Source organism: Streptomyces sp. NPDC002776 (assembly GCF_053592195.1).
This window is the reverse complement of record NZ_JBSFVG010000017.1, coordinates 118,984-144,231: the sequence shown is the minus strand read 5'-3', so window position 1 is coordinate 144,231 and position 25,248 is coordinate 118,984. Positions and strand designations below refer to the sequence as shown.

The window sequence follows — 25,248 nt, the reverse complement described above, 5'->3', positions numbered from 1 at the left end:
GCTGGACGCATGCAGAAGGGGATGCACACCGAGACCGAGCACTGCGTACGGGCCGTCCAGGCCAAGGACGCGCGCTTCGACGGATGGTTCTACACCGCGGTCCTGACCACCGGGATCTACTGCCGGCCCAGCTGTCCTGTGGTCGCGCCCAAGCCGGAGAACATGGTGTTCCACCCGAGCGCGGCCGCCTGTCAGCAGGCCGGCTTCCGGGCCTGCAAGCGGTGCCGCCCGGACGCCAGCCCCGGCTCCCCGGAGTGGAACCGGCGCGCCGACCTGGTGGCCCGCGCCATGCGGCTGATCGCCGACGGCGTGGTGGACCGTGAGGGCGTGCCCGGCCTCGCCGCCCGGCTCGGCTACAGCACCCGGCAGGTCGAACGCCAGCTCCTCGCCGAACTGGGCGCAGGCCCCCTCGCCCTGGCCCGCGCCCAACGCGCCCAGACCGCCCGCCTGTTGATCGAGACGACGCCGCTGCCGATGGCGCAGATCGCCTTCGCCGCCGGGTTCTCCTCGATCCGTACCTTCAACGACACCGTGCGCGAGGTCTTCGCCCTCGCCCCGGGCGACCTGCGCGCCCGCGCACCCCGCAGCACCCCGGGGCACACCCCGGGCGTCCTCGGCCTCCGGCTGCCGTTCCGCGCGCCCCTCAACCCCGACAACCTCTTCGGCCACCTCGCCGCGACCGCCGTACCGGGCGTGGAGGAGTGGCGTGACGGCGCCTACCGGCGCACCCTGCGCCTGCCCTACGGCCACGGCATCGTCTCCCTCACCCCGAAGCCCGACCACATCGGCTGCCGGCTCACCCTCAGCGATCTGCGCGACCTGCCCGTCGCCATCAGCCGCTGCCGCCGCCTGCTCGACCTGGACGCCGATCCGGTCGCCGTCGACGAGCAGCTCGGCAGGGACGACCTGCTCGCGCCGCTGGTCGCCAAGGCCCCCGGACGGCGTGTCCCGCGCACGGTCGACGAGGCGGAGTTCGCCGTACGGGCGGTCCTCGGCCAGCAGGTCTCCACCGCCGCGGCCCGCACCCACGCGGCCCGGCTGGTCACCGCGCACGGCGAACCGGTCGACGACCCCGAGGGCGGCCTCACCCACCTCTTCCCGGCGCCCGAGGCGCTGGCGGCGGTGGACCCGGAGTCCCTGGCGATGCCGCGCACCCGCCGCACGACGCTCACCGCCCTGGTGGGCCGACTCGCCGACGGATCACTCCACCTGGGAGTGGAGAGCGACTGGGGTCAGGCCCGCGCCCGGCTGCTCGCCCTGCCCGGCTTCGGCCCCTGGACGGCCGACGTCATCGCGATGCGCGCCCTCGGCGACCCCGACGCCTTCCTCCCCACCGACCTCGGAATCCGCCGCGCGGCAGGCGGGTTGGGCCTGCCCTCCACCCCCGCCGCGCTCACCGCACGCGCCGCCGCCTGGCGGCCCTGGCGGGCGTACGCCGTCCAGTACCTGTGGGCGACCGACAGCCACCCGATCAACTTCCTCCCGGTCTAAGGACGTTCCATGTACCAGCACACCGTGATCGACAGCCCCTACGGCCTGCTCACCCTGGTCGCCGACGACGCTGTCCTGTGCGGCCTCTACATGACCGAGCAGCGCCACCGACCACCCGAGGAGACCTTCGGCCACCGCGACGACACCGCGTTCCGCGCCGCGCAGGAGCAGCTGGCGGCCTATTTCGCGGGCGAGTTGAAGGAGTTCACCCTCGAACTGCGCCTGAAGGGAACCCCGTTCCAGCGCCGAGTCTGGGACCAACTCCGCACGATCCCCTACGGCGAGACCCGCTCCTACGGCCAACTGGCCGACGCCCTCGGCAACCCCGCCGCCTCCCGCGCGGTCGGACTCGCCAACGGCAGGAACCCGATCGGCATCATCATCCCCTGCCACCGTGTCGTGGGAGCCAACGGCAGCCTCACCGGCTACGGCGGCGGTCTGGCCCGCAAGGAACAACTGCTCGGCTTCGAAAGCGGCGCGGCCCTGTTCTAGGCCCCGGCCTCGCCCGCCCGCTCCGCGGCGCCGCGCTCCACGCAGAACTCGTTGCCCTCCGGATCGGCGAGGACCACCCAGCCCTTGCCGTCCGGGGTGCGGCGGTCGTCGACCAGGGTGGCGCCGAGGGCGAGGACCCGCTCGGCCTCCTCGTCCCGGGTACGGTCCGTGGGCCGCAGGTCCAGATGCACCCGGTTCTTCACCGTCTTGGGGTCCGGCACCGTGACGAACAGCAGCCCCGCCCCCTCGATCAGCGCGTCCTCGTCGCCCGGCTTGTCGTCCTCGTGCACGGGCAGCCCGAGCACCCGGGACCAGAAGGAGGCGAGCCGATAGGCGTCGGCGGAGTCGACCGTCACATGTCGGATGGCAGAGGTCATGATCGCATTCTGGGCTACCGGCCGAGCCCGCGCAGCAGTTCCGGCAGCGCGGTGCCGATCGGCTCCCGGATCACCTCGTCGGCGCGTGCGTCGTACGGGGTCGGCTCGGCGTTCACGATGACGAGCCGTGCCCCGTGGTCGGCGGCGACCCCGGCGAGGCCCGCCGCGGGCTGCACCTGGAGGCTGCTGCCGACCGCGATGAACACCTGGCAGGCCTTGGCGATCGAGACCGCCTCCCCCAGCACCACCGGGTCGAGCCGCTCGCCGAACATCACCGTGGCCGACTTCAGGATCCCCCCGCACGTCAGGCACGGCGGATCCTCCTCACCGGCCTCGACCCGGGCCAGGGCGTCCTCCATCGGCCCGCGGGCATGGCACCCGGTGCACACCACACCGCGCGCGGAACCGTGCAGTTCGAGCACCTTGCGCGCCGGCATCCCGGCGAGCTGGTGCAGCCCGTCCACGTTCTGCGTGATCACCCTGACCGGCACCCCGGACCGCTCCAGCTCGGCGACCGCGTGGTGCGCGGCGTTCGGCTCCGCCCGCAGCGTGCGGTTCTCGCGCCGCATCTCCCAGGAGCGCCGACGGATCTCCGGGTCGCCCATGTAATAGGCGTACGTCACGAGCTTCTCGGCGTCCGGATCGCGCCGCCACAGTCCGTTCGGCCCGCGGTAGTCCGGGATCCCGGAGTCCGTGCTGATACCGGCGCCGGTGAGGAGGGCGACGAGGGGCTTGGCCATGGCACCGAGGGTAGGCCGGGGGCCGGAGCCCGGCGAACGGATATTCGGGCCACCGGGCCGCCGACAGTGGTAGCGTCCGCGCATGGCCAAGGTCACCGTCTCGCTCGACGCCGAACTCGTCGTCGAAGCCATGGTCCTGGCGGGCGTAGGCAGCCCCCAGGACGCCGTCGAACTCGTCGTCCGCGACTACATCGCGCGCGGTCACCGCACCGAGGCCCGCCTCGCCGAACGCGACGACGCGCTGCGCGAGGTCGACGCCCGGCCCCGGGACGTCGAGGGCTGACCCGGGCCCGGCTCAGCCGGCCCGGTGCCCGTTCTCCAGCTCCGCCGTGCCCCCGCCGTCCGCGAGGACGTCCAGCGCGGCCAGCACCCGGCGGCCCAGGGCGCCCGGCAGATACCCGGTGAGCTCCTCGCGCGGGACCAGACGCCAGGACAGCAGCTCCTCCTCCTGGAGCCGGATCGCCTTGAAGTCGTCCTCGCCGAGGACACCACCGTCGTACAGATAGGCGACCAGCGGCGGCCGGGCCGTGCCGTGCACCCAGTCCACCGCGAGCAGCGGGCCGAGCGGCACATCGAGGCCGATCTCCTCGGCCGTCTCCCGGCGGGCGCCCTGGCGCGGGGTCTCACCGTCGTCGGACTCGACCGTACCGCCCGGAAGCGCCCAGCCCTCACGGTAGTTGGGCTCGACGAGCAGCACCCGCCCCGCCGCGTCCCGGAACAGGGCGGCGGCACCGGCGAGGACGCGGGGCAGCCCCGCGATGTACGTGGCGAAGTCCTGAGTGGTCACCCAGGAAGGGTAACCACCGCCTCACTCGCTCCCGGCCAGCCGCAGGGTCCGCTCCGCCAGCTCGCTGATCCGCACGCCGTCGAAGCCGAACACCGCGCTGCGCACCGTGTCCTCCAGCGGGTCCCGCCACTGCGCCGGGATCGCCTCCGCCCCCGTCAGCACCCCGGCCACCGAGCCCGCGGTCGCCCCGTTGGAGTCGGTGTCCAGACCGCCCCGGACCGTCAGCGTGATGGTGCGGGTGAAGTCGCCGTCGCCGTACAGGAGCCCGGCGGTGAGGACGGCGGCGTTCGGGACGGTGTGGATCCAGCCGAGCCCCGCGGTCTCCTCGGCCACCGTGGTGAGCGTGTCCTCCCAGGTCATCCGGGTGTCGTGCAGGGAGATCACCCGGCGCACGGTGCGCGCGAGGCGGCTGCTCGCCGGGATCACGGTGAGGGCCTCGGTCAGCGCGTGCCGGACGGTGGGCGCGGCGAACGCCGCCGAGACCAGCGCCGCCGCCCACATCGCGCCGTACACGCCGTTGCCGGTGTGCGACAGCACCGCGTCCCGGCGGGCCAGGCCGGCGGCCCGGCGCGGGGCCGCGGGGCAGGTCCAGCCGTAGATGTCGGCCCGGATCAGGGCGCCGATCCACTCCTGGTAGGGGTTGTCGTAGGTGGCGGTCAGCGGCGGCTTGAGCCCGTTGGCGAGGTTCCGGTACGCCGCCCGCTCGGCGGTGAAGGTCTGCAGGTACGGCAGCCGCAGCAGCCACAGGTCGCCGACCTGCTCGGTGCTGAAGCCGAAGCCGTGGGTCTCCAGCAGGTCCAGGCCGAGGATGGCGTAGTCGACGTCGTCGTCCCGGCAGCTGCCGTGGATCCGGCCGCGCACGCACTGGCGCCACTCCGGGCGCAGCTCGAAGGCGTCGTCCTCGTCGGGCGGCGGCTCGGGCAGGTAGTCGGTGAGCGGCAGGGCGTCGGCCCGCCGCAGGTAGCGGTCGATACGGTCCCGCGTCCACAGGTCGCCGTGCTCCACCGGTTTGCCCAGCATGTTGCCGGCGATCCGGCCCAGCCAGCCCCCGAGCACGCGGTCGGCGAGCTCCGGCTCGATACCCACAGGGGTCATACGACCGGTCTACCCGATTCCGGGGGACACGGACAGCCGGGCGCGGTGTGGGCCTGTGGTTCCGGGGCACCTCGTCCAGGGACCGGGCGGTGCATGACGGGGAGGGCGTCCTGCGGTTAAGGTCGCAGCGGCGCGACTGGCCTTGACATGCGCGAGGCCCGGAGAGCAAGGGGATCACAGGTGACACAGCGCGTGCTCATCGCCGCGGACAAGTTCAAGGGCTCGCTGACGGCCGTGCAGGTCGCCGAGCGGGTGACGGCCGGGCTGCGGCAGGTCGTGCCCGACGTCGAGGTCGAGGCGCTGCCCGTGGCCGACGGCGGCGACGGCACGGTGGACGCCGCGGTCGCGGCCGGTTTCGAGCGGCACGAGGTACGGGTCGCGGGGCCGCTCGCCGACGAGGTCACGGCGGCGTTCGCGCTGCGCGGTGACACGGCCGTCGTCGAGATGGCGGAGGCCAGCGGCCTCCAGCGGCTCCCGGCGGGCGTCTTCGCGCCGCTGACGGCGTCCACGTACGGCTCCGGGGAACTGCTGCGGGCCGCCCTGGACGCGGGCGCCCGGACCCTCGTCTTCGGCGTCGGCGGCAGCGCCACGACCGACGGCGGCGCCGGGATGCTCGCCGCGCTCGGCGCGCGGTTCCTGGACGCGGACGGCGAGCCGGTGAGTCCCGGCGGTGGCGGGCTCGGTGAGCTGGCCTCGGCCGACCTGTCCGGCCTGGACCCGCGGCTTGCCTCGGTCGAGCTGGTGCTCGCGAGCGACGTCGACAACCCGCTGACCGGCCCCACGGGCGCCCCGGCGGTCTACGGCCCGCAGAAGGGCGCCTCACCGGACGACGTGGCCACGCTGGACGCGGCGCTCGCGCACTTCGCGAAGGTGCTGGAGGGCGCGATCGGCGCCGAGGCCGCCGAGCACGCCGCCGCCCCCGGCGCGGGCGCGGCCGGCGGCATCGGTTACGGCGCGCTGCTCCTCGGCGCCCGGTTCCGCCCCGGCATCGAGGTCATGCTCGATGTCCTCGGCTTCGCGCCGGCGCTGGAGCGCGCGGAGCTGGTGATCACCGGGGAGGGCTCCCTGGACGAGCAGACGCTGCACGGCAAGGCCCCGGCCGGCGTCGCCGCGGCGGCCCGGGCGGCAGGCAAGGAGGTCGTCGCGGTGTGCGGACGGCTGGCCCTGCCCCCGGAGGCGCTGGGGCGGGCCGGGATCCGGCGCGTGTACCCGCTGACCGACCTGGAGCCGGACGTCGAGAAGTGCATCGCGGAGGCCGGGCCGATCCTGGAGCGCTCTGCCGCGCGTATCGCCGAGGACTTCCTGCGCTGACCTCCCCGCCTGAGCGGGGAAACGCGAAGGGCCCCGGACCGTATCGGTCCGGGGCCCTTCGCGTGCCGGCGCTACGGCAGCTGTGCCGCCCGCGCCTCGCGGCGGTTGTCGCGGAAGTTGTTCACCCGGCGGGCCGTGGCGAACAGCGGGATCACCGCGCCCATGACCAGCTGCAGCGCGCAGCCCGTCTGGAGCAGCAGCTGACCGCTCGGGGCCTCGAACGCCCACGCCGCCAGCAGCCCCATCGAGAGCACGATCCACGCCAGCATCGCCACCGCCAGCCGCCCCCGCGGCTTCGGGTACTCCACCCGGCTCACCATCAGCCACGCCGTACCCAGGACCGCCAGCAGCGTCGCCACGAAGGGCAGCTCCAGCAGCACGATCGAGACGACGGTCAGCGCCCCGAACGGCGAGGGCATGCCCTGGAACATGCCGTTCGGCGGGGTCACGCACGAGAAGCGCGCAAGCCGCAGCACCACCGCCAGCAGCACCACGATCGCGCCGACCGCGGCCACCTTCTGGTGGGCCCCGTCGGTCACCATGCCGTAGACGAGCACGAAGTACGCCGGCGCGAGGCCGAAGCTGATCAGGTCCGAGAGGTTGTCCAGCTCGGCGCCCATCGGCGAGGAGCGCAGCTTGCGCGCGACCAGGCCGTCGAACAGGTCGAAGATGGCCGCGCACAGCATCAGGATCACGGCCGTGGCCGCGCTGTGCCGCGCCATCCCGACCTCTTCACTCCCCGTGAAGTGGGGGATGAGGATGCCGGTGGTGGTGAAGTACACGGCCATGAAGCCGCATGTGGCGTTGCCGAGGGTGAGGGTGTCCGCTATCGAGAGGCGGAGAGAGAGGGGCATCTCCTCCTCTTCGTCCACCTCGTCCGCCTCGGGCACCCAGCCCGTCTGTGTCTCCGGATCAATCACGGTCAATGCGAGTCACCCCAGCCACGGTCTTCTGCCCGACCTCGACCGCGACCTCCACGCCCTCGGGAAGATAGATGTCGACCCGCGAGCCGAAGCGGATCAGACCGATCCGGTCACCCTGCTCGACCTTCGTCCCCTGAGGGATGTAGGGCACGATGCGACGGGCGACCGCGCCTGCGATCTGGATCATCTCGATGTCGCCGAGTTCGGTGTCGAAATGCCAGACTACGCGCTCGTTGTTCTCGCTCTCCTTGTTGAACGCCGGAACGAACCCGCCCGGGATGTGCTCGACCGAGGTCACCGTGCCGGAGAGGGGCGCGCGGTTGACGTGGACGTTGAGCGGGCTCATGAAGATCGCGACGCGGGTGCGCCCGTCCTTCCACGGCATGATGCTCTGCACCACACCGTCGGCGGGCGAGATGACCCGGCCCTGGGCGATCTCGCGCTCGGGGTCGCGGAAGAACCACAGCATGCCCGCCGCGAGGGCGGTGGCGGGCACGGCCACGGCCTTGGCGGCGCCGGAGCGGCGCGCCTTGACCAGGCTGAGGGCTGCGGTGGCGACGGTCGGGAGAAGCCACGGCGATGCTCCGCGCGCGAGGCGTACGCCGGCCCGGCTGTCGCGAGGTGCAGAGGTTTGGCTGTGGGGCATGGATGACCTTCGTAGCGGATGATGCCGCGCACTGAGGGGGGACGGCGGCTTTCCCGGGATCGTACCGGTCGCGGGCCACAACTGGGCAAGCCAGGAAGCCGAGTCGGCGGCTGAAGAGTGTTGACGGGGTGTGATCTTCTTCTCGAATAAAACACCCCGAACCAGGACATCTAGCCCTGGAGTCGATACTCTTCGAGCAACCTGCGCCCGATGATCATTTTCTGGATCTCGGCGGTACCTTCACCGATCAGCAGCATCGGGGCCTCACGGTAGAGGCGCTCGATCTCGTACTCCTTGGAGAAGCCGTAGCCGCCGTGGATCCGGAAGGCATCCTCCACGACCTCCTTGCAGTACTCGGAGGCGAGGTACTTCGCCATCCCAGCCTCAAGGTCGTTTCGCTCCCCGGAGTCCTTTTTGCGTGCCGCGTTCACCATCATGGCATGGGCGGCCTCGACCTTGGTAGCCATCTCGGCGAGCTTGAACTGGATCGCCTGGTGCTGGGCGATCGGTTTGCCGAAAGTGTGGCGCTGCTGGGCGTAATGGACACCCAGTTCGAAGGCACGCTGAGCGACGCCGCAACCACGCGCCGCCACGTTGACGCGGCCGACTTCCACGCCGTCCATCATTTGGTAAAAACCTCTGCCGGTGACCCCGCCGAGCACCCGGTCGGCGGGAATCCGCAGGCCATCCATGATGAGCTCGGTGGTGTCGACCCCCTTGTACCCCATCTTGTCGATCTTGCCCGGAATGGTCAGGCCGGGGCGGACCTCACCGAAGCCGGGCTCCTTCTCGACGAGGAAGGTGGTCATCGACTTGTGCGGCTTGGCGGCCGCTTCCTCGGGGGAGAGACCTTCGTCACTTCGGACCAGAACGGCCACCAGAGACGACGTTCCGCCGTTCGTCAGCCACATCTTCTGACCGTTCAGGACGTATTCGTCGCCGTCCTTGACCGCCTTGGAGGTGATCGCCGACACGTCCGAGCCGAGCGCCGGCTCCGACATGGAGAAGGCGCCGCGGATGTCGCCGGCGGCCATCCTCGGCAGGAAGTGGTCCTTCTGCTCCTGCGTGCCGTGCTGCTTGAGCATGTACGCCACGATGAAGTGGGTGTTGATGATGCCGGACACCGACATCCAGCCCCGCGCGATCTCCTCGACACACAGGGCGTACGTCAGGAGGGACTCGCCCAGGCCGCCGTACTCCTCCGGGATCATCAGGCCGAACAGGCCCAACTCCCTGAGCCCGTCGACGATCTGCTGGGGGTATTCGTCGCGGTGCTCCAGCTGGGTCGCGACCGGAATGATCTCCTTGTCCACGAAGTCCCGGACGGTGGACAGGATCTCCTGCTGGATGTCGGTCAGACCGGTGGTCTGGGCGAGTCGCGCCATGGCTACTTCTCCTGCTCCTTGAGCTCGGGGCGGCCCGGCTGCTCGCCGCCGCGCTCCTTGATGTACGTCTCGGTCGGCACCATCACCTTGCGGCGGAACACACAGACCAGCGTGCCGTCCTGCTTGTAGCCCTTGGTCTCGACGTAGACGATGCCGCGGTCGTTCTTCGACTTCGACGGCCACTTGTCGAGCACGGTCGTCTGGCCGTAGACCGTGTCGCCGTGGAAGGTCGGCGCCACGTGCTTGAGCGACTCGATCTCCAGGTTGGCGATGGCCTTCCCGGAGATGTCCGGGACGGACATGCCGAGCAGCAGCGAGTAGATGTAGTTCCCGACGACGACGTTCTTGCCGAAGTCCGTCGTCTTCTCCGCATAGTTGGTGTCCATGTGGAGGGGGTGGTGGTTCATGGTGAGCAGACAGAACAGGTGGTCGTCGTACTCGGTGACCGTCTTGCCCGGCCAGTGCTTGTACGTCGCCCCGACCTCGAACTCCTCGTAGGTGCGTCCGAACTGCATCGCGCTCAGGCCTCCGGGATCTCGAACTTCGACGTGCGCTGCATGCCGGCGGCGCGTCCCTTGCCCGAGATGACCAGGGCCATCTTGCGGCTGGCCTCGTCGATCATCTCGTCGCCGAGCATCGCCGAGCCCTTCTTGCCGCCCGCCTCGGACGTGTAGTAGTCGTACGCGTCCAGGATCAGCTCGGCGTGGTCGAAGTCCTCCTGCGACGGCGAGAAGATCTCGTTGGACGCCTCCACCTGGCCCGGGTGCAGCACCCACTTGCCGTCGAAGCCGAGCGCGGCGGCGCGCTGAGCGACCTCGCGGTAGCCGTCGATGTTGCGGATCTGCAGGTAGGGGCCGTCGATCGCCTGGAGGTTGTTGGCGCGGGCGGCCATCAGGATCTTCATCAGGATGTAGTGGTAGGCGTCCGCCGGGTAACCGGGCGGCTGCTCGCCCACGACCAGCGACTTCATGTTGATCGACGCCATGAAGTCGGCCGGGCCGAAGATGATGGTCTCCACGCGCTGGGAGGCCGTCGCGATCTCGTTGACGTGGTTGAGGCCCTGCGCGTTCTCGATCTGCGCCTCGATGCCGATCTTGCCGACCTCGAAGCCCATCGTCTTCTCGATCTGCGTCAGCAGCAGGTCCAGCGCCACGATCTGCTGGGGCGTCTGCACCTTCGGCAGCATGATGCAGTCGAGGTTGTGGCCCGCGCCCTCGACGACGGTCACGACGTCGCGGTAGGTCCACTCGGTCGTCCAGTCGTTGACGCGCACGACCCGCGTCTTACCCGTCCAGTCACCCTCGTTGAGGAACTTGACGATGGTGTGCCGCGCCTCGGGCTTGGCGAGCGGCGCGCACGCGTCCTCCAGGTCCAGGAAGACCTGGTCGGCCGGGAGACCCTGGGCCTTCTCCAGGAAGCGCGGGTTCGAGCCCGGCACCGCCAGACAGGAACGCCGGGGGCGAAGGCGGTCAAAAGGAGGGTGCGCGGCGGAGCCGCCCGTTGAAAGGGTGGTGGCGGGCGACGGGTGGGCGGTCATGCGGGGACCTCCAGGGGGTCGAGCTTGTTCGCTGTGCGGATCTCATCGACGATGCGGCCGATGATCCCGGTGATGTCGAAGTCCTTCGGGGTGAAGACCGCGGCCACTCCGGCGGCCCGGAGCTGTTCGGCGTCACCCTTCGGGATGATGCCACCGGCGATCACCGGGATATCTGTGGCACCGGCCACACGCAGCCGTTCCAGGACGTCCGGCACCAACTGGGCGTGCGAGCCGGACAGGATGGACAGCCCCACCGCGTGCACGTCCTCGGCGAGGGCCGCGTCCACGATCTGCTCCGGGGTGAGCCGGATGCCCTGGTAGACCACCTCGAACCCGGCGTCCCGGGCCCGCACGGCGATCTGCTCGGCGCCGTTGGAATGCCCGTCCAGGCCCGGCTTGCCGACCAGGAAGCGCAGCTTGCCGACGCCGAGGTCGCGGGCCGTCTCCGCCACCCGGTGGCGGACGAGCGCCATCGCGGTGCCCTCCTCGGCGGTCACCGCGACCGGCGCGGAGGACACGCCCGTCGGCGCCCGGAACTCGCCGAACACCTCGCGCAGCGCCCCGGCCCACTCGCCGGTCGTGACGCCGGCCCGGGCGCACTCCAGGGTGGCCTCCATGAGGTTGGCGGTGCCCTGGGCGGCCTCCTTCAGCTTCTCCAGCGCCTTGCAGGGGCGCGGGTGGTTGAAGGGGGGCTGGTAGCGGGTGCCGCGCCAGTGCTCCAGGGCGGCGATCACCCGGGCCTCGACCGCGGGGTCGACCGTCTGGATCGCCGCGTCCAGGTCGGCCGTGAGCGGGTTCGGCTCGGTCGACTCGTAGATGTTGACGCCGACGATCTTCTCCTGGCCGGACTCGATCCGCGCCCGGCGCTCGGCGTGGGACGCCACCAGCTGCGACTTGAGGTACCCGGACTCGACGGCGGCCATCGCGCCGCCCATCCCCTGGATCCGCTCGATCTCCGCGAGCGACTCCTCGACCAGCGCCTCGACCTTGGTCTCGATCACCTTCGAGCCCTCGAAGATGTCCTCGTACTCCAGCAGATCGCTCTCATGGGCGAGGACCTGCTGGATCCGCAGCGACCACTGCTGGTCCCAGGGCCGGGGCAGGCCCAGAGCTTCGTTCCAGGCCGGGAGCTGGACGGCACGCGCGCGGGCGTCCTTGGAGAGGGTGACGGCCAGCATCTCCAGCACGATCCGCTGGACGTTGTTCTCCGGCTGCGCCTCCGTCAGGCCCAGGGAGTTGACCTGGACGCCGTAGCGGAAGCGGCGCTGCTTGGGGTCCTGGATGCCGTAGCGCTCGCGGGTGATCTTGTCCCAGATGCGGCCGAAGGCGCGCATCTTGCACATCTCCTCGACGAAGCGGACGCCCGCGTTCACGAAGAAGGAGATACGGGCGACGACGTCGCCCATGCGCTCCTCGGGGACCTGGCCGCCGGCGCGCACGGCGTCCAGGACCGCGATCGCCGTGGACATCGCGTACGCGATCTCCTGGACCGGGGTGGCGCCCGCCTCCTGCAGGTGGTAGCTGCAGATGTTGATCGGGTTCCACTTGGGCAGGTGGGAGACCGTGTACGCGATCATGTCCGTCGTCAGCCGGAGCGACGGCCCGGGCGGGAAGACGTGCGTGCCCCGGGACAGGTACTCCTTGACGATGTCGTTCTGGGTCGTGCCCTGGAGCCTGGTGATGTCCGCACCCTGCTCCTCCGCGACGACCTGATAGAGCGCCAGCAGCCACATGGCGGTGGCGTTGATGGTCATCGAGGTGTTCATCTGCTCCAGGGGGATGTCCTGGAACAGCCGGCGCATGTCACCGAGGTGCGAGACGGGCACCCCGACCCGGCCGACCTCGCCGCGGGCGAGGATGTGGTCCGGGTCGTAGCCGGTCTGGGTCGGCAGGTCGAAGGCGACGGACAGACCCGTCTGGCCCTTGGCGAGGTTGCGCCGGTACAGCTCGTTGGACGCCTCGGCCGTGGAGTGACCGGCGTAGGTTCGCATGAGCCACGGCCGGTCCTTCTGACGCTCAGTCATGCGGCTGTCCTCAGATGTCGCGGAAGCGGTTGATGGCGTCGAGGTGCTTGGCGCGCATCTCCTGGTCGCGCACGCCCAGGCCCTCCTCGGGGGCCAGGCACAGCACGCCGACCTTGCCCTGGTGGAGGTTGCGGTGCACGTCGAACGCGGCCTGGCCGGTGTCCTCCAGGGAGTAGACCTTCGACAGCGTCGGGTGGATCTTGCCCTTCGCGATCAGCCGGTTGGCCTCCCAGGCCTCCCGGTAGTTGGCGAAGTGCGAGCCGATGATCCGCTTCAGCGACATCCACAGGTAGCGGTTGTCGTACTCGTGCATGTACCCCGAGGTCGAGGCACAGGTGGTGATGGTGCCGCCCTTGCGGGTGACGTAGACGGAGGCGCCGAAGGTCTCGCGGCCGGGGTGCTCGAAGACGATGTCGATGTCCTCCCCGCCGGTGAGCTCGCGGATGCGCTTGCCGAAGCGCTTCCACTCCTTCGGGTCCTGGGTGTTCTCGTCCTTCCAGAACTTGTAGCCCTCGGCGTTGCGGTCGATGATCGCCTCGGCGCCCATCGCGCGGCAGATCTCCGCCTTCTGCTGGCTGCTCACCACACAGATCGGGTTGGCGCCGCCGGCCAGCGCGAACTGCGTGGCGTAGCTGCCGAGTCCGCCGCTGGCGCCCCAGATCAGGACGTTGTCGCCCTGCTTCATGCCGGCGCCGTTGCGGGAGACCAGCTGGCGGTAGGCGGTGGAGTTGACCAGGCCGGGGGCCGCGGCCTCCTCCCAGCTGAGGTGCTTGGGCTTCGGCATCAGCTGGTTGGACTTCACGAGCGCGATCTCGGCGAGGCCGCCGAAGTTGGTCTCGAAGCCCCAGATGCGCTGCTCGGGGTCGAGCATGGTGTCGTTGTGGCCGTCGGACGACTCCAGCTCGACGGAGAGGCAGTGCGCGACGACCTCGTCACCGGGCGTCCAGGCGTTGACGCCGGGTCCGGTGCGCAGGACGACGCCCGCGAGGTCGGAGCCGATGATGTGGTACGGCAGGTCGTGGCGCTTGGTGAGCTCGCTGAGCCTGCCGTAGCGCTCCAGGAAGCTGAACGTCGACACCGGCTCGAAGATCGAGGTCCACACGGAGTTGTAGTTGACCGAGGAGGCCATCACGGCCACCAGGGCCTCGCCCGGGCCGAGTTCCGGCACCGGCACGTCGTCCAGGTGGATCGACTTGCGGGGGTCCTTGTCGCGGGTCGTGAGGCCCGCGAACATCTCCGTCTCGTCCTTGTGCACGGTGATCGCGCGGTACGACTCGGGGAGCGGCAGAGCGGCGAAGTCGGCCGGCGTCGATTCCGGCGACTGGATCGCGTCCAGGATGTCCTTCACGGTCACGGTGTTGCCTCCGGCGATACGCGTCCTGAGGGGGGACGCTGAGGGTTACGTCGGTACTGCTGAGGATGTGGGTGGGTGCCGTCGGTTCGGCGTGTGGTGCGGTGCGGCGGCGCTTTGTGGCGCGGGAGGGTGCCTGTGACGCAGGCGTCCGGCGCGCGAGCCGTTGGGCTCGTCGGGACAGGCCGGACACCTCGAACGTATGACACCGCGTGTCAGGCCGCAAGGCACTGAGTGCCAGAAGTTGCTCTCAGGTGAAATCTTTACGTAACAGATGAGCGATGATCGATCGAACGGGGGCTGAAAGAAGCCGAAAAACCTGCTCTGACATGCCAAAACGGCCACCCCGGGGGGTGGCCGTCATCACAGTGGCGAAGGGTCCTCGCGGCGGGCCTCAGCGCTCCTTGAGCGCCTCTTCGATGGTCCGCATCACCTGGTCCAGCGGGGCGTCGGTCCGGGCGACGGTCACCAGGACCTCGCCCTGCGCGGAGACCGTCGCCGCGGCCGGCTGGGGGGTGGTGGCCGTCCGGCCGGCCCCGATGCCGCTGCCGAAGGTCTTGCGGACGATCGCGAAGGCATGGTCCAGCTGGGCCTCCACATCGCCCTGGCCGCCCGCCCGCAGCCAGCGCCGCAGCACATGGTTGTGGGCGGTGACCACGGCGGACGCGGCGACCTCCGCCAGCAGCGGGTCGTCGTTGGCGTCGTCGTCGTGCGCGTGCTCGTCGAAGTGGCCGAGGAGGTAGCGGGTGAAGAGACGCTCGTAGCGGGCCACCGAGGCGATCTCCGCCTCGCGCAGGGTGGGCACCTCACGCGTGAGCTTGTACCGGGCGACCGAGATCTCCGGGCGGGCCGCGTACATCCGCATGACTTCCTTGATGCCGCGGCACACCGTGTCGAGCGGATGCTCGTGCGCGGGGGCGGCGTTGAGGACCGCCTCGGCACGGATCAGGGTGTCGTCGTGATCCGGGAAGATCGCCTCTTCCTTGGAGCGGAAGTGGCGGAAGAAGGTGCGGCGCGCGACCCCGGCCGCGGCCGCGATCTCGTCGACGGTGGTCGCCTCGTACCCCTTGGTGGAGAACAGCTCCATCGCCGCGGCCGCCAGTTCTCGGCGCATCTTGAGCCGCTGGGCGGCCGCGCGACTGCCTGCGGCACTTTCCGGTGCATCGGGCGTGGCTGGTGTACGTGAAGACCTGGCGGGCTGGGGCATGACCCGAACGTACTGCATCTGCGCAGGACGGTGCGCAGGTCCCGGGCTTCCCCCGCCCTGGGCGGGCGGGGGAGCGGCCGCGGGGTCGAGCAGTCCGCCCCAGTCCTCGCCTACGCGGAACCAGTCGCCGGGACGGTCACCGGCGGGCATATTCGCGGAAGCCGCGGCCCGTCTTGCGGCCGAGGCAGCCCGCGGCCACCAGATGCTCCAGCAGCGGCGCCGGAGCCAGGCCCGGGTCACGGAACTCGCGGTGCAGAACCTTCTCGATGGCCAGCGACACATCGAGCCCGACCACGTCCAGGAGCTCGAACGGGCCCATCGGGTAGCCGCCGCCCAGCTTCATCGCCGCGTCGATGTCGTCGAGCGTGGCGTAGTGCTCCTGCACCATCTTGATCGCGTTGTTCAGGTACGGGAACAGCAGCGCGTTGACGATGAATCCGGCCCGGTCGCCGCAGTCCACCGCGTGCTTCCTGATCCGGCCGCACACCTCGCGGACCGTGGCGTGCACGTCGTCGGCGGTCAGGACGGTACGGACGACCTCGACCAGCTTCATCGCCGGGGCCGGGTTGAAGAAGTGCATGCCGATCACGTCCTGCGGGCGCGAGGTGGCGCGGGCGCAGGCGACAACGGGCAGCGAGGAGGTGGTGGTGGCCAGCACCGCGCCGGGCTTGCAGACCTTGTCCAGGGTGGCGAACAGCTGCTGCTTGATCTCCAGGTCCTCGGCGACCGCCTCGACGGCCAGGTCGACCTCGGCGAAGGAGTCGTAGGAGCCCGCCGGGGTGATCCGGTCCAGGGTCTGGGCCGCGGCCTCCGCGGTCATCCGGCCCTTGTCGACCGAGCGGGACAGGGACTTGCCGATGCGGGCCTTGGCGGTCTGCGCCTTCTCCTCGCTGCGGGCGGCGAGGACGACGTCGTAGCCCGCCTTGGCGAAGACCTCGGCGATTCCGGAGGCCATGGTGCCGGAACCGGCGACGCCGACGGAGCGGACCTCGCGGCCCGGCACCGGGACCGAGTCCTCCAGCGGGGTCAGGGCGTCCCGCACGACGGTCGCGCTGCCCGGCGCCTCGTAGGTGTAGAAGCCGCGGCCCGTCTTACGGCCCGTCAGGCCCGCCTCGCTGAGCTGCTTGAGGATCGGCGCGGGGGCGTGCAGCCGGTCGTGGGACTCGGCGTACATGGCGTCCAGGACGGTGCGCGCGGTGTCGATGCCGATGAGGTCGAGCAGGGCGAGGGGGCCCATGGGCAGGCCGCAGCCGAGCCGCATGGCGGCGTCGATGTCCTCGCGGGAGGCGTACTTGGCCTCGTACATCGCGGCGGCCTGGTTGAGGTAGCCGAACAGCAGTCCGTCGGCGACGAATCCGGGCCGGTCGCCCACCGCGACCGGCTCCTTGCCGAGGTCGAGGGCGAGGTCGGTGACGGCGGTGACGGCCGCGGGCGCGGTCAGCACCGAGGAGACGACCTCGACCAGCTTCATCGCCGGGGCCGGGTTGAAGAAGTGCAGCCCGAGCACCCGCTCGGGACGCGCCGAGTCGGCGGCGAGCCGGGTGACGGACAGCGCGTTGGTCCCGGTGGCCAGGATCGTCTCGGGGCGCACGATCCCGTCCAGCGCGCGGAAGATCTGCTGCTTGATCTCGTACGACTCCGGCACGACCTCGATCACCAGGTCGGCGTCGGCCGCCGCGGCCAGGTCGGTGGAGGTGCGCACCCGGGCCAGGGCGTCGGCGCGCTCCTGCCCGGTGAGCCTGCCGCGCTCCACGGCGCGGGCGGTGGAGGCCTCCAGGGCGGCCACCGACCGGGCTGCCGCGGCCTCGCTGATGTCGATGCCGACGACCTCGCGGCCGGCCTTGGCGAGGACCTCGGTGATACCGGTGCCCATGGTGCCGAGGCCGATGACGGCGACGGTCCGGATCGGGGACAGAGGGGTGTCGGACGGGGGAGTGGCCATCGCGGGACTCCAGGAATGAGGGTGACGACTGGGAGCGCGGCCCGGGTGCGCCGAAGCGGCGCACCGGGTGCGTGAGAGATGCGGGTGTGGTCCGGGCTACCTGCGCACACGCCCGGTGCCGTCGACGCGGACGTGCACACGTCCGGTGAACGGTCCTGCCCGACCGGCCCTGTCCCGTGGCCGAGTCGTACTGCGGTATCCGAGATACCGAACCGACAGCTTCCGCGGCGGCTGCGTCACCAGGCCACCGCGGGTGGAACGCGAGGGGGTTACCTCGCTCGTCTGAGCTTAACCGGCCGGTAACGAGCGCGCCAGTCTCCGTCCTTCACCGTCTTTGTGATGTAGGTCCCGACGCGACGGACGCGCCCATAGGCTCGATGCCATGGACGAAGAGTTGCGATCACTCACGGAGCGCTTACGGCGGGAGTCGGGCGGCGGCCCGCGTTTCGAGCGGCTGGCGGGCATCGCGGACCGGGACGAACTGGCCGAGGTCCTCACCGCACCGGGGCAGTCGCTGTGGGCCCGGGAGCTGGCCGCGTTCCGGCTCGGACTCGCGGGGGACCGGCGGGCGTTCGAAGCCCTGGTCCTGCTCCTGAACCACCGTGACCCGCAACGCTGCTCGTCCGCCGCCTACGCCCTGGCCCGGCTCGGCGATCCGCGGACGGCCCGGGCGGCGGCGGCGCTCGCCACGAACGAACTGCGCGTCGCCTACGCGCTGCACCCGGTCCGGCTGCTGGTCGAACTGCGCGCCCCCGAGGCCGTTCCCGCGCTGATCACCACCCTGGAGCGACGGCTGCGCCCGCACGACCCGTACCGCCGGGTGGCGCTCGCCTGCGTCGAAGGTCTCGGCGCGCTCGGCGACACCCGGGCCCGGACCGTGCTGAGCGAGGCGCTGGCCCATCCGGCGCTCGCGGAGGCGGCGGTGCGGGCGCTGGCACGGATCCCCAGACAGCGGTGACGCGGAGGTGCAGACAGCGGTGACGCGGAGGTGCAGGCAGTGATGGGCGCGGAGGCTCACGCTGCGGTGAGTTCTCTGGCGTACCGCACCTCCGGGACCAGCACGCCGTCCACCTCGAAGGGTTCCTCGGCGCCGTCGGGGAGGAACCCGGCCCGTTCGTAGAAGCGGCGGGCGCCGGTGTTCTCCTTCAGGACCCAGAGCAGCATGCGCGGGTACCCGGCGGCCGCGCACCGGCGTATCGACTCCTGGAGGAGGGCCTGACCGATCCCGGCGCCGTACCGGCCGGGGTCGACGTAGATCGCGTACAGCTCGGCGTCTTCACCGGGGAGGTCTTCGGCTCGGTAGGGGCCGTGGCAGGCCCAGCCGACGGTGCCGCCGTGCCGCTCGGCGATGAGGTTCACCGCGCCGCCGTCGCCCTGGGTGAAGCGGGCACGATGCCGCTCGGCGTCCTCCGCGACGCTGAGACCGTCGAGGTAGCCCTGCGGCAGCAGCCCCCGGTAGGCGGTGCGCCAGCCGCCGACGCGGATCTCGGCGACGCGGTCGCAGTCGGCGTACACCATGTCCCGCAGGCGGATGTCCGTCACTCGGCCACCACCGCGAACGCCTCGATCTCCATCCGGCACTCCGGCCGCACCAGAGCCGCCACCTGCACCGCCGACGCCGCCGGCAGACGGTCGTCCGGTATGTGCTCGGCGCGGGCCGCGCGGATCGCGGGCAGGTCCGCCAGGTCCGTGACGAAGAAGGTGAGTTTGACGACGTCGTCGAAGGTCGCCCCGGCGGCGGCCAGGCAGCGCCGCAGGTTCTCGAAGACCTGACGGGCCTGCGCGGCCGGGTCGCCCGCGCCGACCAGCTCGCCCGACTCGTCGAGCGGCAGCTGGCCGGCGACGGCCACGAAGCGGCCGGTGCCCATGACCACATGGCTGTACTGCGGCGCGGCGGCCACGCCGTCGGGGGCGGGAATCCTGGTCAGCTCACTCATGCGTCCATGGTGGACCATGGGTCTGACAACGCCCGCCCCCGAGCGGGGAGTCAGCCGCGGAAGCCGAGCAGGCCGTGCAGGGTCGCGCCCCGCGAGGACGAGGACGACGCCGGGGTCAGCGGCTTCGGGTCGGGCAGCGCGTCGCACACCGCGTCCACCTCACCGCCGCTGCGCGGCACCGTGCCGTCGGTCAGATACGCCGCCAAGTGCTGGTCCAGGCAGGCGTTCCCGCTCAGTGAGATGCCGTGGTTCTGACCGCCCTGTTCGACCACCAGGCTGGAGCCGTGCAGCATCCGGTGCACCGTCACGGCGCCGTGGTACGGCGTCGCCGCGTCCCCGGTCGCCTGGAACAGCAGAACCGGCGGCAGCTTGCCGTTGGCGACGTTCACCGGCTCCAGTGAGTCGGTGGGCCAGAACGCGCAGGGCGCGTTGTACCAGGCGTTGCTCCAGGTCATGAACGGCGCCTTCGCGTACACCGCCCAGTTGTCGGCACGCCACTGCTCCCAGTCGCGCGGCCACTGGGCGTCCCGGCACTGGACGGAGGTGTAGACGCTGTAGCCGTTGTCGCCCGCCGCGTCCACGGCGGCGAAGTTCTCGTACGCCTCCACCAGCGGATCGGTGTTCTTGTCGCCCACGTACGCCGCGAACGCCTCGGCGAGATGCGGCCAGTAGCCGTTGTAGTAACCGCCGGGCAGGAAGGTCTCCTCCAGCTCGGCGGGGCCCACCGTGCCGCCGGCCGGCTTCCTCGCCAGCGCGGCCCGCATCGCGTACCACTTGGCCTCGATCCTCGCCGGGTCGGTGCCCAGCTTGTAGGTCGCGTGGTGCTTGGCGACCCACGCCATGAAGGCGAGGTGACGGTCGTTGAAGGCGTGGTCCTGCGCGAGGTTGTTCTCGTACCAGACACCCGTGGGATCCACCACGGAGTCCAGGACCAGCCGCCGCACGCGCTCCGGGAAGAGCTTGGCGTAGACCGCGCCGAGATACGTGCCGTACGAGTAACCGAAGTAGTTGATCCGCTCGGCGCCGACCGCGTGCCGGATCCGGTCCATGTCCCGTACGGCGCTGAGCGTGTTGATGTACGGCAGCAGATGCCCGTACTTGTCGCCGCACGCCTTCGCGAAGGACTGCGCGCGGCTGAGGTTGGCCTTCTCGAGCGCCGGGGTGCTGGGCACCGAGTCCGGGCGCACCGGGTTGAAGTGGCCGGGCTTGCAGTCGAGGGCGGGCTTGCTCTTGCCGACCCCGCGCGGGTCGAAGCCGATCACGTCGTACTGCGCCGCCACCGCCTTCGGCAGCGTCTTCGCCACGAACCCGGCGAGGGTCAGGCCGCTGCCGCCGGGGCCGCCGGGGTTGACCAGCAGCGGGCCCTGGTACTTCTTCGCGGTGTGCGGCACGCGCGACAGGGCGAGCGTGATCTGCTCCCCGTGCGGATTCGCGTGGTCGAGCGGCACCTTCAGGGAGGCGCACTGGAGCGTCGGATAGGTGGTGGTGCCGCAGCTCTTCCAGGTGAGCTTCGGAGCCGGCTTCGGCACGCCGGCCTCGGCGGGGACGGCCGTGAACGTCCCGACCACGACGACGGCCGCACCGCACAGCACGGCTGCGCGTTTTCTCATCGAGTCCTCCCAGGACGGAGGTGTGCGGACCGCGAGGGTCACGGTCCACGCCGCATCGTCCCGGAAAGGCCGCCCGGAAGAACGTGTTCTGGCGATACTTGACCCAATTGGGTCGGTTGTTGCGCTCGGATGCTCTCAGATCAGGGAGAGCTGCACCGGCTCGGCCGGCTGGGGCCCGGCCGGTTCGGGCTCGCGGATCCGGCGCGGCATGCCCGCGCGCGTGGGGCCGATGCCGTACTCCTCGGCCAGCTCGTGCACCTGACGGGTGATCCGGCGCTGGTACCACTTCGGGGCGTAGGCGCCGTCCGCGTACAGCCGCTCGTACCGGCGCACCAGACAGGGATGGTGGCGTTCGAGCCAGGCCATGAACCACTCCCGGGCGCCGGGCCGCAGATGCAGCACCAGCGGGGTCACCGAGGTCGCCCCGGCGGCGGCTGTCTCCCGCACGGTGGCCCGCAGCTGGGCCGGCGAGTCGCTCAGGAACGGGATGACCGGCGCCATCAGCACCCCGCACCCGATGCCGTGCTCGCCCAGCGTGCGGACGACCTCCAGGCGCCGCTCGGGGGCGGGCGTGCCCGGCTCGACGGTGCGCCACAGCTCGGCGTCGGTGAAGCCGACCGAGACGGAGATGCCGACGTCGGTGACCGCCGCCGCCTGCTTCAGCAGCTCCAGGTCGCGCAGGATGAGCGTGCCCTTGGTCAGGATCGAGAAGGGGTTGGCGTGGTCGCGCAGGGCGCCGATGATGCCCGGCATCAGGCGGTAGCGGCCCTCCGCCCGCTGATAGCAGTCGACGTTCGTGCCCATCGCGATGTGCTCGCCCAGCCAGCGCCGGGAGCCGAGCTGGCGGCGCACCAGCTCGGGGGCGTTCACCTTGACCACGATCTGGGAGTCGAAGCCGAGCCCGGTGTCGAGGTCCAGATAGCTGTGCGTCTTGCGCGCGAAGCAGTACACACACGCATGCGAACAGCCCCGGTAGGGGTTGACCGTCCACTCGAAGGGCATACGGGAGGCCCCCGGCACCCGGTTGATGATCGAGCGGGCGCGGATCTCGTGGAACGTGATCCCGCGGAACTCGGGGGTGTCGAAGGTACGGGTGGTCACCGCGTCGGCGCCGAACAGCGCGGCGTCGGCCCGGCTGTGGTCGGACTCCAGGGCGAGGTTCTCCCAGCGCATGAGGCCTCCTCGATAGCACTGACCACAGAATAGAACACATGTTCCCTTGATCGTGCGACCTCGATTTGGGCGGCCGGGTCGCGGAGTGGTTGGCTTGCCCCCGATCCCCGAGCAATTCACCTCACGGAGGAACTCAATGGCGCAGGTCGAGGCCACTACGGAGCGGGTCGTCGCGGCGGACGCGGAGAAGGTGTTCGACGCCCTCGCCGACTACAGCGGCACCCGCGAGAAGCTGCTGCCCGAGCACTTCAGCGAGTACGAGGTGCGCGAGGGCGGCGACGGCGAGGGCACCCTCGTGCACTGGAAGCTGCAGGCCACCAGCAAGCGGGTGCGCGACTGTCTGCTGGAGGTCACCGAGCCCACCGACGGCGAGCTGGTCGAGAAGGACCGCAACTCCTCCATGGTCACCACCTGGCGCGTCACCCCGGCCGGCGAGGACAGGTCCCGGGTGGTCGTCACCACCACCTGGCAGGGCGCCGGCGGTATCGGCGGCTTCTTCGAGAAGACCTTCGCCCCCAAGGGCCTCGGCCGGATCTACGACGCCCTGCTCGACAAGCTCGCCGCCGAGGTCGAGAAGTAAGTCCCCGGTGTCCGGGGGGCGTTGACACCGCTCACCGGATCGAGTGGATCCACCCCCGTCGTACCGTTCTGCCGTAACTCGTCGCGCTTGCTCGCAGTTGTCGCCATAAGCGGGAATTGCGTGGCAGGTGCGGCGAGGGGAGCGGGACGTGGGCGGGACGACTCTGGTGCAGGACCGAGCGGTCGAGGCACCCCCCAAGACCCCCGCACCGGCCCCGTCGGCGCTCGTCGAACTCGGCCCGCGCCGGGTGCGGTTGGTTTTCGTCGGGCTGATGCTCGCGCTGCTGCTGGCCGCGCTGGAGCAGATGATCGTCGCCACCGCGCTGCCGAAGATCGTCGGCGAGCTGCACGGCCTGGACCGGATGTCCTGGACGATCACCGCCTATCTGCTCACCTCCACCATCGGCCTGCCGGTCTACGGCAAGCTCGGCGACCTCCTCGGCCGCAAGGGCGTCTTCCAGTTCGCGATCGTCGTCTTCGTCATCGGCTCCGCGCTCGCCGGACGGGCCCAGACCATGGACCAGCTGATCGCCTACCGGGCCGTCCAGGGCGTCGGCGCGGGCGGGCTCATGATCGGGGTGCAGGCGATCATCGCCGACATCGTGCCGCCCCGGCAGCGCGGCCGCTACATGGGCCTGATCGGCGCCGTCTTCGGGCTGGCCTCCGTCGCGGGCCCCCTGCTCGGCGGCTACTTCACCGACCATCTCTCCTGGCGCTGGTGCTTCTACATCAACGTCCCCTTCGGGCTCGTCACCCTCGCCGTCATCGCCGTCGTGCTGAAGCTGCCGAAGCCCACCGCCAAACCCCGCCTCGACATCCTCGGCGCGCTGCTGCTGGCCGCCACCTCCACCTGCCTGGTCCTGCTGACCAGTTGGGGCGGCACCGAGCACGCCTGGGACTCGCGCGTCATCCTCGGGCTGGGCGCGGGCGCGGTGGCATCCGCCGTCCTCTTCCTCGTCGCCGAGCACTTCGCCCCCGAACCCCTCATCCCGCTGCGGCTGTTCAGGGACTCCGTCTTCGTCGTCACCGGCCTGGTGGGCCTGGTGATCGGCGTCGCCCTGTTCGGCGCCGCCAGCTATCTGCCGACGTTCCTGCAGATGGTCGACGGGGCGTCCGCCACCGAGTCGGGGCTGCTGATGCTGCCCATGATGGGCGGCATCGTCGGTGCCTCCATCCTCTCCGGACAGCTCATCAGCCACACCGGCCGCTACAAGCTCCACCCCGTCCTCGGCGGCGCCCTCTCCGTCGTCGGCATGTGGCTGCTGTCCCGGCTCGACGCCGACACGCCCCGGCTGCACTACAGCGTCTGGATGGCCGTCCTCGGCGCGGGCATCGGCATGGTGATGCCGGTGCTGATCCTCGCCGTGCAGAACTCCGTGCGCCCCACCGACCTCGGCACCGCCACCAGCGCCAGCAACTACTTCCGGCAGATCGGCGGCTCGGTCGGCGCCGCGATCTTCGGCACCCTCTTCGCCCACCGGCTCACCGACGCGCTCGCCGACCGGCTGCCCACGTCCGCGGGCGCCGGGCTGCCCGACCCCGAGTCCATCACCCCGCAGGTGGTCCACGCGCTGCCCCCGGCCCTGCGCGAGGACTACATCCAGGCCTACGCCGACGCCATGCCGAGGATCTTCCTCTACCTCGTGCCGGTGCTCGCCCTCGGCCTGCTCCTCGCCTTCTTCCTCAAGGAGAAACCCCTGGTGTCCCACCCCACCGCCGAAACCGGGCCCGCGTCCGTCGACGCCGTCGTTCCGGGCGCCCGTTCACCGCACGCGGCCGGTATCCCCGTGTGCGGCACGGTTCAGCACCCCGACGGCACCGCCGTCCCGCGCGCGGCGCTCACCCTCATCGACGCCGTCGGACAGCAGATCGGCCGGGGCGCCAGCGGCGAGGACGGGCGGTACGCGCTGTCCACGGCCGGACCGGGGGCGTACGTCCTGATCGCCGCGGCGGGCGGACACCAGCCGCAGGCCGTCTCCGTCACCGTCGGCGAACGCCCGGTCGAGGTGGACGTGGTGCTCGGTGGCGCCGGGCGCCTGACGGGCACCGTGGTGACCGCCGACGGCAGCCGCGTACGGGAGGCGACCGTCACGCTCACCGACGTCCACGGCGAGGTCGTCGCCAGCACCCGCACCGGACGCGAGGGCGGCTACGTCATCACCGAGCTGGTGGCCGGTGAGTACACCCTCGCCGCGAGCGCGCCCGCCTTCCGGCCCGCCGCGCTCCCCGTCACCGTGCAGGCGGCCCGGGAGACCCGGCAGGACATCGAACTCGCCGGGGGCGCCGTGCTGCGCGGGACGGTCCGGGCGAGCGGCGGCAGGCCCGTGGAGGACGCACGTGTGACGCTGCTGGACGCGGCCGGGAATGTCGTCGACACGCTCATCACGGGACCGGACGGCACGTTCCGGTTCGTCGACCTGTCCTCCGGCGAGTACACGGTGATCGCCGCGGGGTATCCGCCGGTCGCCACCGTGCTCCAGGTGGCCGGCGGCGGCCGCACGGAACGCGACCTTCAGCTGGGGCACGAGGACTGAGGAGCGCGGGGGCGCGCGCCGGGGCGTGGGAGGTCGCCAATTCCGGTATTGCCGCACATCACCCTCAGCTCCCGCCGTACCGTGGAGTCGGCGGCATGAGATCTTGC

At 71.1% G+C, this 25,248-nt stretch carries 24 protein-coding genes; 7 read left to right on the top strand and 17 right to left on the bottom strand.

All coding sequences use genetic code 11. The annotated features are described in order from the left end of the window. Nucleotides 1-9 precede the first annotated feature (9 nt). Nucleotides 10-1,491: an AlkA N-terminal domain-containing protein gene (locus ACWD11_RS28955; RefSeq protein ID WP_389420723.1), complete on the top strand. Its 1,482-nt coding sequence runs from the start codon at nucleotides 10-12 to the stop codon at nucleotides 1,489-1,491. 9 nt (nucleotides 1,492-1,500) lie between these two features. After that, complete coding sequence (locus ACWD11_RS28950) at nucleotides 1,501-1,983, top strand: methylated-DNA--[protein]-cysteine S-methyltransferase (protein WP_451286475.1); 483 nt, start codon at nucleotides 1,501-1,503, stop codon at nucleotides 1,981-1,983. Here the strand turns inward: ACWD11_RS28950 and ACWD11_RS28945 are convergent. Together ACWD11_RS28945 and ACWD11_RS28940 are read right to left on the bottom strand one after the other, a co-directional pair. Beyond that, entirely contained in the window at nucleotides 1,980-2,360 is a 381-nt protein-coding gene (locus ACWD11_RS28945; protein WP_451286474.1) for a VOC family protein, read from the bottom strand. The two genes, ACWD11_RS28950 and ACWD11_RS28945, sit on opposite strands and share 4 nt — an antisense overlap. Before the next feature lie 14 nt (nucleotides 2,361-2,374). Continuing rightward, complete coding sequence (locus tag ACWD11_RS28940; RefSeq protein ID WP_389420726.1) at nucleotides 2,375-3,100, bottom strand: SIR2 family NAD-dependent protein deacylase; 726 nt, start codon at nucleotides 3,098-3,100, stop codon at nucleotides 2,375-2,377. Nucleotides 3,101-3,182: 82 nt separating this feature from the next. Here ACWD11_RS28940 and ACWD11_RS28935 point away from each other — a divergent pair, with 82 nt between their 5' ends. Continuing rightward, nucleotides 3,183-3,383, top strand: a complete 201-nt coding sequence (locus ACWD11_RS28935) for a type II toxin-antitoxin system VapB family antitoxin (protein WP_389420727.1) — start codon at nucleotides 3,183-3,185, stop codon at nucleotides 3,381-3,383. A gap of 12 nt (nucleotides 3,384-3,395) precedes the next feature. Here ACWD11_RS28935 and ACWD11_RS28930 read toward each other — a convergent pair whose 3' ends face one another. Next, the gene (locus ACWD11_RS28930) at nucleotides 3,396-3,887 is read right to left on the bottom strand and encodes an NUDIX domain-containing protein (RefSeq protein ID WP_389420728.1); all 492 of its coding nucleotides are present in this window, start codon (nucleotides 3,885-3,887) and stop codon (nucleotides 3,396-3,398) included. 21 nt (nucleotides 3,888-3,908) lie between these two features. Continuing rightward, the gene (locus ACWD11_RS28925; RefSeq protein ID WP_451286471.1) at nucleotides 3,909-4,982 is read right to left on the bottom strand and encodes an ADP-ribosylglycohydrolase family protein; all 1,074 of its coding nucleotides are present in this window, start codon (nucleotides 4,980-4,982) and stop codon (nucleotides 3,909-3,911) included. Nucleotides 4,983-5,174: 192 nt separating this feature from the next. On the opposite strand from ACWD11_RS28925, the gene ACWD11_RS28920 reads away from it, so the two are divergent. Continuing rightward, nucleotides 5,175-6,293: a glycerate kinase gene (locus ACWD11_RS28920; protein WP_451286515.1), complete on the top strand. Its 1,119-nt coding sequence runs from the start codon at nucleotides 5,175-5,177 to the stop codon at nucleotides 6,291-6,293. Between the two features lie 71 nt (nucleotides 6,294-6,364). On the opposite strand, the gene pssA is transcribed toward ACWD11_RS28920, so the two are convergent. The 9 genes from pssA to ACWD11_RS28875 all read right to left on the bottom strand — a co-directional run bounded on the left by pssA (nucleotide 6,365) and on the right by ACWD11_RS28875 (nucleotide 17,308). After that, entirely contained in the window at nucleotides 6,365-7,183 is an 819-nt protein-coding gene (pssA, locus tag ACWD11_RS28915; protein ID WP_389420810.1) for a CDP-diacylglycerol--serine O-phosphatidyltransferase, read from the bottom strand. A gap of 22 nt (nucleotides 7,184-7,205) precedes the next feature. Beyond that, on the bottom strand, nucleotides 7,206-7,862 hold the full coding sequence (locus ACWD11_RS28910) for a phosphatidylserine decarboxylase (RefSeq protein ID WP_389420730.1): 657 nt from the start codon (nucleotides 7,860-7,862) through the stop codon (nucleotides 7,206-7,208). Nucleotides 7,863-8,032: 170 nt separating this feature from the next. Continuing rightward, a complete protein-coding gene (locus ACWD11_RS28905) occupies nucleotides 8,033-9,247 on the bottom strand; it encodes an acyl-CoA dehydrogenase family protein (RefSeq protein ID WP_451286469.1) in 1,215 nt (404 codons plus the stop codon). Between the two features lie 2 nt (nucleotides 9,248-9,249). After that, nucleotides 9,250-9,762, bottom strand: a complete 513-nt coding sequence (locus tag ACWD11_RS28900) for a MaoC family dehydratase (protein ID WP_031136470.1) — start codon at nucleotides 9,760-9,762, stop codon at nucleotides 9,250-9,252. Nucleotides 9,763-9,767: 5 nt separating this feature from the next. Continuing rightward, the gene (locus tag ACWD11_RS28895) at nucleotides 9,768-10,784 is read right to left on the bottom strand and encodes an HpcH/HpaI aldolase/citrate lyase family protein (protein WP_389420732.1); all 1,017 of its coding nucleotides are present in this window, start codon (nucleotides 10,782-10,784) and stop codon (nucleotides 9,768-9,770) included. Beyond that, a complete protein-coding gene (locus ACWD11_RS28890) occupies nucleotides 10,781-12,808 on the bottom strand; it encodes a protein meaA (RefSeq protein WP_389420733.1) in 2,028 nt (675 codons plus the stop codon). The genes ACWD11_RS28895 and ACWD11_RS28890 overlap by 4 nt, the downstream gene beginning before the upstream one ends. A gap of 10 nt (nucleotides 12,809-12,818) precedes the next feature. After that, complete coding sequence (gene ccrA, locus ACWD11_RS28885) at nucleotides 12,819-14,156, bottom strand: crotonyl-CoA carboxylase/reductase (RefSeq protein WP_451286513.1); 1,338 nt, start codon at nucleotides 14,154-14,156, stop codon at nucleotides 12,819-12,821. A gap of 397 nt (nucleotides 14,157-14,553) precedes the next feature. Beyond that, a complete protein-coding gene (locus ACWD11_RS28880) occupies nucleotides 14,554-15,384 on the bottom strand; it encodes a TetR family transcriptional regulator (protein WP_389420734.1) in 831 nt (276 codons plus the stop codon). Nucleotides 15,385-15,502: 118 nt separating this feature from the next. Further along, nucleotides 15,503-17,308: a 3-hydroxyacyl-CoA dehydrogenase family protein gene (locus tag ACWD11_RS28875; protein ID WP_451286466.1), complete on the bottom strand. Its 1,806-nt coding sequence runs from the start codon at nucleotides 17,306-17,308 to the stop codon at nucleotides 15,503-15,505. Nucleotides 17,309-17,690: 382 nt separating this feature from the next. Between ACWD11_RS28875 and ACWD11_RS28870 the strand changes: the two genes are divergently transcribed. Then, nucleotides 17,691-18,266 (top strand): adenylosuccinate lyase, encoded by a 576-nt coding sequence (locus ACWD11_RS28870; RefSeq protein ID WP_389420736.1) that lies wholly within the window; start codon nucleotides 17,691-17,693, stop codon nucleotides 18,264-18,266. 56 nt (nucleotides 18,267-18,322) lie between these two features. On the opposite strand, the gene ACWD11_RS28865 is transcribed toward ACWD11_RS28870, so the two are convergent. The 4 genes from ACWD11_RS28865 to ACWD11_RS28850 all read right to left on the bottom strand — a co-directional run bounded on the left by ACWD11_RS28865 (nucleotide 18,323) and on the right by ACWD11_RS28850 (nucleotide 22,028). Beyond that, nucleotides 18,323-18,826, bottom strand: coding sequence for an N-acetyltransferase family protein (locus ACWD11_RS28865; protein ID WP_451286511.1), 504 nt, complete (start codon nucleotides 18,824-18,826; stop codon nucleotides 18,323-18,325). Between the two features lie 20 nt (nucleotides 18,827-18,846). Next, nucleotides 18,847-19,245, bottom strand: a complete 399-nt coding sequence (locus tag ACWD11_RS28860) for a RidA family protein (RefSeq protein WP_451286464.1) — start codon at nucleotides 19,243-19,245, stop codon at nucleotides 18,847-18,849. Nucleotides 19,246-19,295: 50 nt separating this feature from the next. After that, nucleotides 19,296-20,855: an alpha/beta hydrolase gene (locus tag ACWD11_RS28855; protein ID WP_451286462.1), complete on the bottom strand. Its 1,560-nt coding sequence runs from the start codon at nucleotides 20,853-20,855 to the stop codon at nucleotides 19,296-19,298. Between the two features lie 135 nt (nucleotides 20,856-20,990). Next, complete coding sequence (locus ACWD11_RS28850; protein WP_389420739.1) at nucleotides 20,991-22,028, bottom strand: Rv2578c family radical SAM protein; 1,038 nt, start codon at nucleotides 22,026-22,028, stop codon at nucleotides 20,991-20,993. Between the two features lie 136 nt (nucleotides 22,029-22,164). Between ACWD11_RS28850 and ACWD11_RS28845 the strand changes: the two genes are divergently transcribed. Together ACWD11_RS28845 and ACWD11_RS28840 are read left to right on the top strand one after the other, a co-directional pair. Beyond that, the gene (locus tag ACWD11_RS28845; RefSeq protein ID WP_389420740.1) at nucleotides 22,165-22,608 is read left to right on the top strand and encodes an SRPBCC family protein; all 444 of its coding nucleotides are present in this window, start codon (nucleotides 22,165-22,167) and stop codon (nucleotides 22,606-22,608) included. Nucleotides 22,609-22,756: 148 nt separating this feature from the next. Further along, nucleotides 22,757-25,141 carry an MFS transporter gene (locus ACWD11_RS28840; RefSeq protein ID WP_389420741.1) on the top strand — a complete coding sequence of 795 codons (2,385 nt, stop codon included), beginning with the start codon at nucleotides 22,757-22,759 and terminating at the stop codon, nucleotides 25,139-25,141. The last annotated feature ends 107 nt before the right edge of the window (nucleotides 25,142-25,248 follow it).